At 42.8% G+C, this 12,727-nt stretch carries 14 protein-coding genes; 3 read left to right on the top strand and 11 right to left on the bottom strand.

Features of this window, described 5'->3' with window-relative positions; translation table 11 throughout:
• Positions 1 to 306: 306 nt before the first annotated feature.
• The 5 genes from J1C77_RS00380 to J1C77_RS00360 are packed head-to-tail and all read right to left on the bottom strand — an operon-like array spanning position 307 to position 4,725.
• Positions 307 to 711 carry a PTS sugar transporter subunit IIA gene (locus J1C77_RS00380; protein WP_002894390.1) on the bottom strand — a complete coding sequence of 135 codons (405 nt, stop codon included), beginning with the start codon at positions 709 to 711 and terminating at the stop codon, positions 307 to 309.
• A gap of 11 nt (positions 712 to 722) precedes the next feature.
• Positions 723 to 1,547 carry a PTS system mannose/fructose/sorbose family transporter subunit IID gene (locus tag J1C77_RS00375; protein WP_002914222.1) on the bottom strand — a complete coding sequence of 275 codons (825 nt, stop codon included), beginning with the start codon at positions 1,545 to 1,547 and terminating at the stop codon, positions 723 to 725.
• Positions 1,534 to 2,439, bottom strand: a complete 906-nt coding sequence (locus J1C77_RS00370; RefSeq protein ID WP_002922767.1) for a PTS mannose/fructose/sorbose/N-acetylgalactosamine transporter subunit IIC — start codon at positions 2,437 to 2,439, stop codon at positions 1,534 to 1,536. Before J1C77_RS00370 ends, J1C77_RS00375 begins: the two co-directional genes overlap by 14 nt.
• A gap of 25 nt (positions 2,440 to 2,464) precedes the next feature.
• Entirely contained in the window at positions 2,465 to 2,941 is a 477-nt protein-coding gene (locus J1C77_RS00365) for a PTS system mannose/fructose/N-acetylgalactosamine-transporter subunit IIB (RefSeq protein ID WP_002898809.1), read from the bottom strand.
• Positions 2,938 to 4,725, bottom strand: coding sequence for a glycoside hydrolase family 35 protein (locus tag J1C77_RS00360; RefSeq protein WP_002922768.1), 1,788 nt, complete (start codon positions 4,723 to 4,725; stop codon positions 2,938 to 2,940). Before J1C77_RS00360 ends, J1C77_RS00365 begins: the two co-directional genes overlap by 4 nt.
• A 139-nt stretch (positions 4,726 to 4,864) precedes the next feature.
• Here J1C77_RS00360 and J1C77_RS00355 point away from each other — a divergent pair, with 139 nt between their 5' ends.
• The gene (locus tag J1C77_RS00355) at positions 4,865 to 5,581 is read left to right on the top strand and encodes a GntR family transcriptional regulator (RefSeq protein WP_002901967.1); all 717 of its coding nucleotides are present in this window, start codon (positions 4,865 to 4,867) and stop codon (positions 5,579 to 5,581) included.
• Positions 5,582 to 5,909: 328 nt separating this feature from the next.
• Here J1C77_RS00355 and dhaM read toward each other — a convergent pair whose 3' ends face one another.
• The 3 genes from dhaM to dhaK are packed head-to-tail and all read right to left on the bottom strand — an operon-like array spanning position 5,910 to position 7,862.
• The gene (gene dhaM / locus J1C77_RS00350; protein WP_002898815.1) at positions 5,910 to 6,284 is read right to left on the bottom strand and encodes a dihydroxyacetone kinase phosphoryl donor subunit DhaM; all 375 of its coding nucleotides are present in this window, start codon (positions 6,282 to 6,284) and stop codon (positions 5,910 to 5,912) included.
• Positions 6,284 to 6,862 carry a dihydroxyacetone kinase subunit DhaL gene (gene dhaL / locus J1C77_RS00345; protein ID WP_002922769.1) on the bottom strand — a complete coding sequence of 193 codons (579 nt, stop codon included), beginning with the start codon at positions 6,860 to 6,862 and terminating at the stop codon, positions 6,284 to 6,286. Before dhaL ends, dhaM begins: the two co-directional genes overlap by 1 nt.
• A gap of 10 nt (positions 6,863 to 6,872) precedes the next feature.
• Positions 6,873 to 7,862 (bottom strand): dihydroxyacetone kinase subunit DhaK, encoded by a 990-nt coding sequence (dhaK, locus tag J1C77_RS00340; protein WP_002922771.1) that lies wholly within the window; start codon positions 7,860 to 7,862, stop codon positions 6,873 to 6,875.
• Between the two features lie 216 nt (positions 7,863 to 8,078).
• Here dhaK and J1C77_RS00335 point away from each other — a divergent pair, with 216 nt between their 5' ends.
• Both J1C77_RS00335 and J1C77_RS00330 read left to right on the top strand, forming a co-directional pair.
• Positions 8,079 to 8,675 (top strand): TetR/AcrR family transcriptional regulator, encoded by a 597-nt coding sequence (locus J1C77_RS00335; protein ID WP_002922773.1) that lies wholly within the window; start codon positions 8,079 to 8,081, stop codon positions 8,673 to 8,675.
• Complete coding sequence (locus J1C77_RS00330; RefSeq protein ID WP_002922778.1) at positions 8,672 to 9,238, top strand: NAD(P)H-dependent oxidoreductase; 567 nt, start codon at positions 8,672 to 8,674, stop codon at positions 9,236 to 9,238. Before J1C77_RS00335 ends, J1C77_RS00330 begins: the two co-directional genes overlap by 4 nt.
• A gap of 263 nt (positions 9,239 to 9,501) precedes the next feature.
• Here J1C77_RS00330 and J1C77_RS00325 read toward each other — a convergent pair whose 3' ends face one another.
• Genes J1C77_RS00325 through J1C77_RS00315 form a run of 3 tightly spaced genes read right to left on the bottom strand, consistent with a single transcriptional unit; the run spans position 9,502 to position 12,686 of the window.
• Positions 9,502 to 10,362, bottom strand: coding sequence for a hypothetical protein (locus J1C77_RS00325; RefSeq protein ID WP_002922781.1), 861 nt, complete (start codon positions 10,360 to 10,362; stop codon positions 9,502 to 9,504).
• A gap of 9 nt (positions 10,363 to 10,371) precedes the next feature.
• Positions 10,372 to 11,664, bottom strand: coding sequence for an adenylosuccinate lyase (purB, locus tag J1C77_RS00320; protein ID WP_002922783.1), 1,293 nt, complete (start codon positions 11,662 to 11,664; stop codon positions 10,372 to 10,374).
• A gap of 41 nt (positions 11,665 to 11,705) precedes the next feature.
• Complete coding sequence (locus J1C77_RS00315; RefSeq protein ID WP_042763077.1) at positions 11,706 to 12,686, bottom strand: hypothetical protein; 981 nt, start codon at positions 12,684 to 12,686, stop codon at positions 11,706 to 11,708.
• Between the last annotated feature and the right edge of the window lie 41 nt (positions 12,687 to 12,727).

Below are 12,727 nucleotides of genomic sequence, written 5' to 3'. Positions count from 1 at the left end.
TTCCATCATTTGAAAAAAGGGGGAGCGAGACAGAAATCCAGAAAATCTAAGATTTTCGACTCGCTGTCCCACCCCCGCAGCGATGGCCAGACTTGAAATATGCTTTTAACAAGCTTTTTCAAACCAGACAGCGATTGCATTTTGCAATGCTGAACCATCCATTTCCCTAGGCTAATAGGCATCTCCCAAATTCCTCTTAGACCAATATGCCTGAATCAACCACTGTGGCCAATCCTTACCTATCAGCAGTCTCCCATCTGCTGACAGTGCAAGGACTTGACCCAACTAGAAGTGGTTGTTCAAGCTTTATTCATCTTCATCATCCATTAGACCAGCTAGAACATCATTAACCTTAACAATATTCTCTGCTGCCTTGGATGGATAGCTAACTTCTGCTCCTGTCAAAGAAGCGTTAATAAACTCAATGACCATGGGCAGATTGACCCCCGCATAAAGCTCGATATCCTGTCCTTCCATAATGAAGCGGCTGACTACATTACAAGGAGTGCCCCCCAAGAGATCCGCAAAAACCAAGTAATCCTCAAAATCTTTGACCGTCTCTAAGAATTTAGCTGCGAAATCTTCTGGACCTTCCTCCGGAAGCAGGGCTACTGCATGGATGTCTTCCTGAGGCCCCATAATCATTTCCGTAGTTGTTTTCAGTTCTTCACAAAAGCGACCGTGGCTGACTAAAACTAATTTCTTACTCATAAATTACTCCATTACTCTGGTACTTGTCCCAGCAGGAAGTAGCCGATAGCAGAGAAGCTTACTGCCATGATAATGATAATGAAGATAGCCTTAGTAGAGTTCATTCCTTTCTTGCCCAAGAGCCAGAAGATAAAGCCTGTAAAGACTGCTGGAATCAAACGTGGGAAAATCAGATTCATCATGTCTTGGAAATCAATAGCTTTTTCACCGATGTTCCATACCCAGGATACTTCAAAGTTGATCATAGTAGCAATCAAACCACCCACCATAAAGATACCCAGTACAGAAGCCGCTTCAACAAGAGCTGTCAAAGTACTTTGCATGTTGGTGATGAGATTGACCCCTTCTTTGTAGGCGAATTCTAACTGTTTCCAACGGAAAATATCATAAGCAACTGCTACAGCAATCCAAAGGAAAATTCCCCAAGGCTGGCCTGCGATAGCCATGGTAGCAGCGATAGATCCCATGATAGCTGGCACAAGAGAGCCAAAGATAGAGTCTCCAAGAGGAGCAAACGGCCCCATAAGACCTGTCTTGATACCATTGACCGCATCTTTTGATTTAACGCCGTCTTTTTCTTCCATAGCTAGGTCAAAACCTGCAATAATGGTGTGGAAGAAAGGTGATGTATTGAAGAATTGCGTATGCAATTTCATCATTTCTTGCAATTCTGGAGTGCCATCTCCGTACATTTTGCGCAGCTGAGGCAAGAGCATGTAGAGATAGCCAGAACCTTGCATCCGCTCGTAGTTCCAGCCTAATTGGAAAGTGAACAAGCTACGTTTATTGATTTGTTTAAAATCTTCTTTTGTTAATTTATAATTAGAGTTCGTCATCTTCAATTTCCTCACTTTCTGATTTTGTGCTAGCAGCTGGAGCAGCAGCTACTGTTCTTTGGCTGTATTTGAAATGCTGTACTGCAAGGAAGATACCAAAGATAGCTACACCAATCATAGACAAACCTTTGAAGTTGTTGGCAAATGTGATCGCAGCATCTTTTGGAAGAGTTCCAACAATACTAGATACAGCCCCACCCAAAGTTTGAATATTTGAGTAAAGAACAGTCAGCATAGCCGTCAAGCCAAAACCAAGAGCTAAGTAGTGAAGATTACGTTTAACTGGAAGGTAACGAAGCAAGATAGCAAACCCAAGTCCTGGAAGCATACGACCTGCCAGTGTCAAACCTGCAGCCAGCCATTTCACACCAGCAACACCATCTACTATCGCTTGAACAAATGTTCCACCATAAGCCAGAGCCAGAAAGACTGGCAGGGCACGAGACAGAGCCCAAGGAAGGGCACCCAAGAGATAGTTGCGTTCAATACCTTTATAGTCGAAGCGCTCAATTGCTGCATCCACACGGTGCGCAAAATAAGTCGTTGTCATACGGCCCAAGATATCGAAGTAAGTCAGCAAAGTTGCTACCGGTACTGCGATTGTCGCAATAGCCAACTCTGGCTTAATGCCTTGTGCTACAGAGAAGGCTGTCGCCAAAACGGCACCTGATGTCGCATCAATACGAGAAGCTCCACCAAATGTCCCCACACCAAGAACGAACAATTGCAGGCTACCACCAATAAACAAACCGGTCACTGGTTTCCCCATAATCAAGCCAGTAATGAACCCAGCAAATACAGGGGATCCTGCTGACGAAACGATAGTCAACTCATCACAGATTTGATAAGCTGAGTACAAAGTGAGTAGTAAAATTTGCCACCATTGTATCATAACAATGTCCTCCTAAAATTTTGTCCTATTTTAATAACTTCATGAAATCCTCAACCGGATCGTTGGGAACCATTTGCGCTGTCAGCTTGACTCCTTTTTCGTGCAGCTTGTGAAAGGCTTCAACATCTGCATCTACCACATTGATAGAGCGGGTAATGGAGCGAGTTTCGTCTGACTGAGACATATTGCCGACATTCAGCGTTTCTAGCGGAACACCAGCTTCGACCAACCGCAGGAATCGGTCTGGCTTGCGAGCGACAATCAAGAGTCGCTGTGAATCATACTTGCCGGCCAAGATATTTTCTGCTGCCTTAGCAATCGGCAAGACACTGAGTTTCACACCAGCTGGCGTCGCGAGCTTGAGTCCGCTCTTTTCGATAGCATTTTCAGCTACCTCATCGTCAATCACCATAATGCGTGAAATGTTAAGCTTGGTAGTCCAAAGATTGGCTACCTGTCCATGGATCAAACGTCCATCGATACGTGCACCTACTATTGTCATAGATTTTCCCCCTTTATTGTTTTAAATGTAGGTTGGTTAACTAAGTGAATGGTTTCGCTATAGATCCCTTCTGTCTCAAAGATAATGATGCGATTGTCGCCTTCTCTGAGCAAGCTGTGCGGGATATAGAGCGATAGGGTCGGTCCGACATTCCAGAAACGGCCAATGCTGACACCGTTGACAAAGACGACGCCCTTACCAAAGTCGGACAGATCCAGATAAGTATCTTTAAGCGCTTTCATTTTAAAGTCAAAAGCGTAGAAAGCTGGTTGATTTTCCTGCCAGCCTTTTGAAAAGTCAATCTTTTCTGGATGATCCAGCGGCAATGGGTAATGCTGCCAGTCAAGCAGGAAGTGCAGGTCCTTACAGACACCGGTACGAATACCCTTCTGCTGGGTATCTGCCAGTAGCTTATGCCCATAATTGACCCGACCCATATTTTCCATCAGAATGTCAAGCTGGTACTCTGCCTTTTTCTGGCCGTCCACCAGAATATCCTGACCGATTTCTGTCTGGTACTGGGTTGCAATGTACTGACCGTCCACATAGAGCTGCATACGGTCACGGCCGTCAATAACACGGAGCCTTTCCTGATCAGCATCCCAACTAGCCCAAGTCCGATAGAGCAGGTAGCCGACATTTTGCCCTAGCTCCTCCATCTTCATCGGATAGAGACTTTCGATAGGCTCTGCCAAGTCAGGCAGTGTCTCAAAGAGACTGACTTTCTGACTGAGCGGAATATTCCTGAGCTCAAAAGACTCTTTCACCAGCGGATCCATCTGTGGATACTCTGGATAATGCTCTTTCAGCATCCTCTGGACTGCATAGTACTTATCCGTCGGATTGCCACGCTCATCGAGTAGAGCATCGTAGTCATAGGATGTTACCTGTGGCAGGTCAATAACGCCTCTAGCCGAACAGCCGTTCATGAAACCAAAGTTGGTACCGCCATGAAACATATAGAGATTGATTGAGCCCTGCTGGAGCACTTCATGGACAGCTTGAGCCAGTTCGTCTGGATCTCGCTTGATGACAGGCTCTTTCCAGCGATTGAACCAGCCATCCCAGAACTCCATACACATGAGCGGCCACTTTTTGCCATGCTCGTCAAAGAATTCCTGCATCTGGGCAAAATTGTAATCTGCCTTGGAGCCGAAATTTCCTGTCACAAAGACATCGTCATCAATCAACGTACCAGCTTGAAGCGTAGCCCGCCAAGGTCCGTCTGATGTAAAGAGCGGACAGGTTACACCTCGTTCTTCCATGAGCCGTCTGATTGCTCTCAGGTAGGCCTTGTCTTCCCCATAAGAACCGTACTCATTTTCCACCTGCATCATGAGGATATTTCCCCCATTGTCCAGAAGCCTTGGAGTCAGTCGCGGCAGCAGCTCGTCATAATAGCTTGCTACAGCCTGCAGAAAGGCCTCATCTGATGAGCGGATGCGCATGTTCTCATTGAGCAGCCAGGCCGGCAGACCACCGAACTCCCACTCCGCGCAGATAAAAGGCGAAGGGCGGATAATGGCATAAAGTCCCAAATCCTGAGCTGTCCGTAAAAATGCCTCAATATCTAAAATCCCTTGGAAGTCAAAAACACCTTTTTGAGGTTCGTGCATATTCCAGGGAAGATAGGTCTCCACTGTATTAAAGCCCAGAGCTTTGAGATTATAAAGGGAATGATACCAATCCTCAGGCTGTACCCGAAAATAGTGAATGGCTCCCGATAAAATCTTAAACTCCCGATCATCCAAACAGAAGGAATGACCAATTTTGAATCTTGCCATCTGATGCTCCCTCAATTATAAAACCGCTTTCATCTCTTATTAATATTAATATAATAAATTTTTGCATAAATGTCAACATTTTTTTTAAAAATATGTTAAAATCTTAAGTAAGAAAAGTAAAAAAAGAGAGGTGAACAAAATGGCTATTCCAAAATACCAACAAATCAAAGATGAGCTCAAGCAGCAAATCATTTCTGGCAAATTTGAAAATGGCGATAAGTTTTACACAGAGGCTGAGCTGATTCAGATGTTTAATGTCAGCTCCATTACTGTTGTCCGCGCTTTGAATGAACTGGCCAACGATGGTTACATCATCCGCCAGCAAGGCAAGGGAACCTTCGTTTCACGTGCAAGAAAGCACAAGCTGGTGGAATTTTCTGACGTTGAGACCTTCCCTATCCAAAAAGATAAGGTGACTGTTCTCTCCATCAAGCGTGGGAATGACCTGAAAATCTTGGATAAGCTAGAACTGGCACCAACGCAGTTCTACTATAAGATTGACCGGGTCAGACGGACTGGCGATAAAATCTATATCTATCACCAAACCTATATCCCTGAGCAGTACATCAATCCGAATTATCCAGATATGGACTACTACAGCTCTATCTACAACCGCTTCAAAACTGACTACCACATTCACATGAATGATGAGCATTTTGAAGAAACCAATGAAATTGTCTTCCCAACACCAAAAGATGTTGCGAAAGTACTGGAAGTTGATACCAACTTCCCGACCGTTCATCAGGTGAAGATTACCCAGCTGGAAAGCACTGGACAAATCTTAGAGTACAGCGAAACTTACAAACGCGGTGACTTCTTCAAGATTAAGTTCATTTCCTGCAATCGGGACCACTAAGATTAAAAACGATGGCTTCTAATCGGCTGTCGTTTTTTCTTTCATCTTGTGTGCTTATATCTATTATAAGTCTATCTATACCAATTTGCAATCCATTCTAAGAACTTTTGTTCATTAAAAAGTAAATTCTGTCAAAAAGTAAACGAAACTTATGATTTCGTCCTATTTTTAATCAATTTAAAGAAGAAAGAAATAAGAAATACTGGTTGTTCCCCTGAAAATTGGTACAGTGATAAAGCAAAAAAGCTGGGATTAAATCTCAGCTTTTTGATATAAAATGTTCTTTATTTTTCAAATGAAATCGTTTATCAAGTCTTTAGAAAACCTGCTATTTCTTTATTTCTAATTCACGGACCTGAAGCAAAACATTAGGCAAATCTGCCCCGGCCTGAAGAAGGGCAGCAGCCGTATAAGCGCCCTCTACCAAAGGAACATTATTGATAATGATTTCCTTGTCAGAAAAGTCTGCGACCATTTCTAGATTCATCCGAGCTGAGCCCAGATCGAAAAAGGCTAAAATAGTGTCTTTGTCATTGGCATCTAAAGCTGCCTGAATCCCTTCAAAGCTCGTCCCGATGCTGCCGTCGTCCAACCCGCCCACATAGCTGATGGCCACATCTGCCGCCACCTGCGAAATGAGATCAAACAAGCCTTGGGCCAGGTTTTTGGAATGGGAAACGATAAGAATGCCAGTATCTGCCATCAGCCTGCCTCCGTTTCTAGAAGAGCCTCAAAGAGGAGACCAGATGAAGCCGAACCGGGATCGATATGACCGATAGAGCGCTCACCGACATAGGAAGCCCGCCCCTTGGTCGCCTTCAAATCCTTAGTCGCTTCCACTAGGGAACCAATCATTTCACGCGTCAAGTCTCCGGACTGCAGAGAAAGAGGAATCCCCGACCAGACATCCACCATGGTCTTCTCACCCGGCACAGCCTTGCCCCGTTTCTGAATCATGTCCAGCCCAGCTTGGATGACTTCTGACAAGTCCTTGCCGTCTTTTTCAGCCTTGGCCATGCCCATGAAGGCCGAGCCATAAAGAGGGCCTGAAGCACCGCCAACCTTGCTAATCAGCTGCATAGAAACAGCCTGAAAAACCTCAGCCGCACTGGCAAAGTCCTTAGCAGCTAGACTCTCTACTGCTGCCGCCATTCCCCTGGCCATATTGGCACCATGATCGCCATCACCGATGGGTGTATCAAGGTCAGACAGATAGTCTTTCTGATCCTGGATCTTCTCGTTGAACAACTGCATCCATTTTTTTGCTCTTGCTGCGTCCATAAGCACCTCCTTACCAAGCAGCTGTCATGACAGGGTTATTGAGCGCTGTCAGCCAGTCAGGCTGATCCAACTGGATAAAGGTCAGAGAAATCCCTGCCATATCAATGGAAGTCATGTAATTACCCAGCTTTTTATAGACAACTTCGACTCCAGCATCTGCCAGGAGATTTGCTACATCGGCCGCAAAGACATACTGCTCCATGAGCGGTGTTGCACCCATACCATTGATGAGAATGCCAATTTTCTTGCCAGATTTGAGCTCAACAGACTGACTGAGTTTTTCGATCAATTCCTTGGCTAAGTCCTTAGACGGCTGCATCTTTTCCTTGCGATAGCCGGGCTCACCATGGATACCAATGCCGAACTCTATCTCATCATCAGCCAAAACAAAACCAGGCTTGCCGACTTCCGGAACGGTTGCACCGCTCAGAGCCAAGCCGACCGTGTGGATATTTTTGACCAGCTCATCAGCTAGAGCCTTGATTTCAGTCAGAGATTTGCCTGCTCGCGCCGCATCTCCTAGAATTTTATGGACAAGGATGGTGCCAGCCACTCCACGGCGACCTTGAGTATAGAGACTGTCTTCCACTGCGATATCGTCATCTACGACGACACTAGCCACTTCAATCCCTTCCATCTCAGCCATTTCCTGAGCCATTTCAAAGTTCATGATGTCACCGGAGTAATTCTTGATCACCATGAAGACCCCAGCTCCCTCATCTGCTTCCTTGATAGCCTGCAAGACCTGGTCAGGTGTTGGTGAAGTAAAGACCGCTCCGCAGATAGCGGCCGACAGCATGCCCTCACCGACAAAGCCAGCATGGGAAGGCTCATGACCACTGCCACCGCCAGAAATCAAGCCAACCTTGCCTGTCTTCTCACTCTTGCGGGCAATGATATCAAAGCCCTCCACCCGATAAACCAAATCGCTGTGAATATAGGCCAATCCTTCCAGCATCTCGTTCACAACCGCTGTTGGGTCGTTGATAATTTTCTTCATAGGTGTCCTCCGTTTCTCGGCGCTTCTCTAAATTGAGCAATTCGCCCTAAAAAGAAAGCGCTATCATTTTGATATTATTTTAACATTTTATCTTACTGAAAGCAAATTCTGCCACATCCTAGATTAGAAGGAAGCATCAAATTAGTTGACAATAAAAAGTTGACAGCGTATACTAAAGATAGATAAGTAGACAGTGTATACTTTAGGAGAAAATGAATGAAACGCAATACTGCCCAGCTGAAAGAACAGCTCATTCAAACAGGGATTGAAGAAATCGGAAAACATGGAATTGAACAGCTCTCGCTCAGGACTGTTGCCAAGGCCTGCGGTGTAACTCACGGCAGCCCTTACCGACATTTTGAGAGCAAGGAAGGCTACCTCAAGGTCGTTTTGGCCCGGCTTTCGCTGTTTCTCAACCAGGAAATCAATGAAAAGATTGATGCGACAGCTTCTGCGCGTGATCAGCTGATCCAGCTTGGTCTTAATTTCGTTATTTTTGCCAAGACCTACCCTCATTTTTTTGAAGCACTTTTTATCAAATTTCCTTTTAAATATATGAAGGTGACGCAGGACACCATACTCTTGGAGTCTGACCTGCCTGGATTTGATAAATTTAAGGAGCTTGTTTTAAAGCTTCGCAAGGAGGAAAATTTTAGTAATAGCGAAGCGGAAAGTCTTTTTCACTTTTGGAGCTTTATCACAGGCCTAGCCGTTCTGGCTAATAGCCCTATCGGCCAAGACCTTGATCCTCAAGCCATCCAAAGCACGATTGAGCATATGCTTGACATTTATATCAAAGGAGAACGATCATGAAAACCTTGATTATTTACACCCACCCCAGCCCAACAGGCTTCAATGCTGCTATTCTCAAAGAAGTTCAAAGCAACCTTTCTAAGAAGCATGAGGTAAAAACCTTGGACTTGTATGCTGAAAATTTTGACCCAATCTTGCGCTTTGACCAAGAACATAGACGTCGTGACCTGCACAAAGACCCTGAAATGGCAAAATACCGGGATTTGATTACTTGGGCAGACCATCTGATTTTCATTTTCCCTATCTGGTGGAGCGGTATGCCGGCCATTCTCAAGGGCTTTATCGACCGTGTTTTTGCGGCTGACTTCGCCTACTCCTATAAGAAAGTCGGTATGCAAGGTCACCTGCAAGGCAAGTCTGGCTGGATTATCGTCAGCCACAATACTCCAGGTTTTGCTCTGCCTTTCGTCCAAGACTACGGCAAGGTACTTAAAAATCAAATCCTGAAACTTTGCGGTATTTCTCCCGTCAAACTGACAGAGCTCAACGGAGTAGAACGCAAAACAGACCAACAACGCCAAGAAATGCTCAAGAAAATTGGGCAGCTGGCCAGTCAAATTTAAGATAAAGAAAACGGGAGTGGAAAAGAACTTCAAACAAGTTAAAAAGTTCGTCTTCCCGCCCCCACACAGTTGATCAGGTCATCTTTGGAGCTTAAAAAGCGAAGGAAGAGACCAATCAACCACTGCGTCATCTATTTTTTCTAATTTAGAAAAAGCCTGGACTTTTTGTCCAGGCTCGTTTTTATGTTTAATCCAGCCCCACACGCTTTTGTGGCATAGCAAATTTGCTTATTGATGATTTTTAAAGATTTATAATATGTATGCTATATTATTTTGAAAAAATCTTGGATCCACGAGATTAGTATACCCGAAGCCATCAAGTATGAAAACAAAGAAAATAAAATAATCATAGTAAATAGAACAATTTGCGATTCCAAAAATGCTGTATTATGTATAGCTCTTTTTATAAATTCAGGAACTTTTATTTTTCTTGCAACATGAATTAATAGGTTTCTAAATATCATAAAATATGCTACAAATTGTTGGATAACTGCGATTGATATACCTATTATTTTATACACGCTTTTAACTAGCTCACCATTTGTAAAAGTCGCTGACATGCCTTCTGATAATTTTAATAAATTAACGCCATAATAAATAGTAAGCATAGAGATAGGTATCGAATAAATAAGATAAATTAATGTAGATTTTTGAATACGACCACTAATCGCAACAATGAATAAAATTACTATTGAGAAAATTAGAGGAACTAAACCATACCATTTTAAAACTAGTGAAATTTCATTTTTATACTCTATAAACATAGAAACTATTACAACAATACCAATTAACGATAAAATAATAATTCCCCAAAAATCATCATTACTCATATTTTTATTAGTTTGATCTTGCTTAGGTTTCTTTCTTATTTTAAAATCCAATCCTGGTTTATACCTAGGCGTTGGAATTATTATTGTATTTTCTGAAATTTCTAGTGAGTTCTTATTAAAAAAGTTTGATAGTTTATTACTCCATTCAGAAAACCTTGGACCTATCACCGGTAGTTTCTTCAATACTTTGTTTAAAATAAAGAATGCACCACTTGCAATTAAGCCCTGAATTACTCCATCTGGCGTTGTTTTAATTATATTAGCAAACCAACTTAGTATATTATCTACATTCATTATCTACTCTCACAATCCAATACGGTCAAAGATTTCATCCACGCGCTTGGTGTAGTAAGTAGGATTGAAGATTTCATCGATCTCTTCCTGAGTCAGACGAGAAGTGACTTCTGGATCCGCTTCGAGCAGAGGCTTGAAGTCTACTTGATTGTCCCAGGACTGAGCAGTCTTTGGCTGCACCAGATCATAAGCCTGCTCTCGAGTCATGCCTTTCTCAATCAAGGTCAACATAGCCCGCTGGCTGAAGATAAGACCAAAGGTTGAGTTCATGTTCCGCTTCATGTTTTCTGGGAAGACGGTCAGGTTCTTGACGATATTACCGAAGCGGTTGAGCATGTAGTCGATGAGAATGGTCGTGTCCGGTGCGATAATCCGCTCAGCTGATGAGTGGGAAATGTCGCGCTCATGCCAGAGAGAGACATTCTCAAAGGCTGTCACCATGTGACCACGAATGACACGCGCCAGACCAGTCATATTTTCAGATCCGATAGGGTTGCGCTTGTGAGGCATAGCAGATGAACCTTTTTGCCCCTTGGCAAAGAACTCTTCCACTTCGCGTTGCTCAGACTTTTGCAGTCCACGGATCTCGGTCGCCATGCGCTCGATAGATGTCGCAATCAAGGCTAGGGCTGAGAAGTATTCAGCGTGGAGGTCGCGTGGCAAGACTTGAGTCGAAATCTCCTGCGGACGGATGCCTAATTTCTCACAGACATAGCTTTCCACAAATGGTGGAATGTTGGCAAAATTCCCAACCGCACCAGAGATTTTCCCAGCTTCCACACCCGCAGCCGCAAGCTCGAAACGCTCGATATTGCGCTTCATTTCGCTGTACCAAGTCGCAAGCTTGAGACCAAAAGTCGTCGGCTCCGCATGCACCCCGTGGGTACGACCCATCATGATGGTAAACTTGTGCTCCCGCGCCCGCTCTGCAATGATGTCAGTGAAGCGACGCAGATCCTCACGGATGATGTCATTAGCCTGCTTGTAGAGGTAGCCGTAGGCTGTATCTACCACATCGGTCGAGGTCAGGCCATAGTGCACCCATTTGCGCTCCTCACCCAGCGTCTCAGAAACCGCCCGCGTGAAAGCCACCACATCGTGGCGCGTCTCCTGCTCAATCTCCAAGATGCGGTCAATATCAAAGCCAGCCTTTTCACGAATCAAGGCCACATCTTCCTTGGGAATCTCACCCAACTCAGCCCAGGCCTCATCAGCCAGAATCTCTACTTCCAGCCAAGCCTTGTACTTATTTTCCTCAGTCCAAATGTTCGCCATTTCGGGGCGTGAATAACGGTTGATCATATTGTTTCTCCTTATTTCTCCTATAATTATTTACTTTTAATTTAATTTTTTCTCTTTTTTTCTAAAGTTTCTTCAACTAACTTTGGAAAAATATAATCAATCTGTTTTCTTTTTTGTGCAGAAGAAAGTTCATAGAAAACCAAAGATATTACAAACCAAAAGAGTAGAATCAGAATAACTAACGAAGCAATTGTACTACCATAATTAAGTAACAATCTTATAATATTATTACTCTCCCTATTTTCCTTGTTAATTTCTGTAAATATCAAGCTTCCCAACTTATATAGTAAACCAAACAATGTTATTGAACCTGTTACTTTAACTATTTTTTTTACTATTGTTGTAAAAGATAACTCTACACTATCTCGATACCTAGGCAGTTCTGAATATAGTTTAAAATTTTCAAGTTGATCAATCTCTTCATTAGACAAACCTTCTTTTACCAAGTTTAACTCATTATTCGTAATACTGGATGCATTTGAGAAAAATAAATCAATATTCTTAATCCCTTTGTCTTTATAAACATAGCAATTCCAAACATTAAGGTAAAAATTTTTGTTGATTCCCTTATTATCATATTTTAATATTGCTCTTTGTTGTGGTATAAATATAGCAATTAACACTACAAATAAAACGGAGGAAAGAAAAAATTCAAGCACAAAAAAATCTACCAACTTTTCTTCAAAATTATTTGTACAATAGGTTAAAAAGAACCAAATAATTGAATTTAAAACTAAAAAAGTCCCGAATAAACAATTAGTACTCTTTTTATAATTTTCAAACTCATCCTCAGTAAATCCAGTATCATCTTGGCTTAGTTCAGCCCAAAATGTTTTTTTAAATCTAAAAAACCAATTTATAATTAAAATTCCAAATAAAAAAATTGGAACTCCAAAGCCTCGTTTGAAGATATGTTGAGTAAAATAATTACAAAAGTAGCTCATTCCCATATATATAAATATCAATGCAATGCTGATCCTAAATGTCCAACTTTTATAATAATTATTTTCCAATTCGTTCAAGCATTCTCCTCCTCATAAAAAATTATTTTAACTTTAGACTT

The sequence above is a fragment of the Streptococcus sanguinis genome, from assembly GCF_050223295.1.
GTDB classification, from domain to species: Bacteria; Bacillota; Bacilli; order Lactobacillales; family Streptococcaceae; genus Streptococcus; species Streptococcus sanguinis_X.
This window is presented reverse-complemented; position numbering and strand designations above follow the sequence as displayed.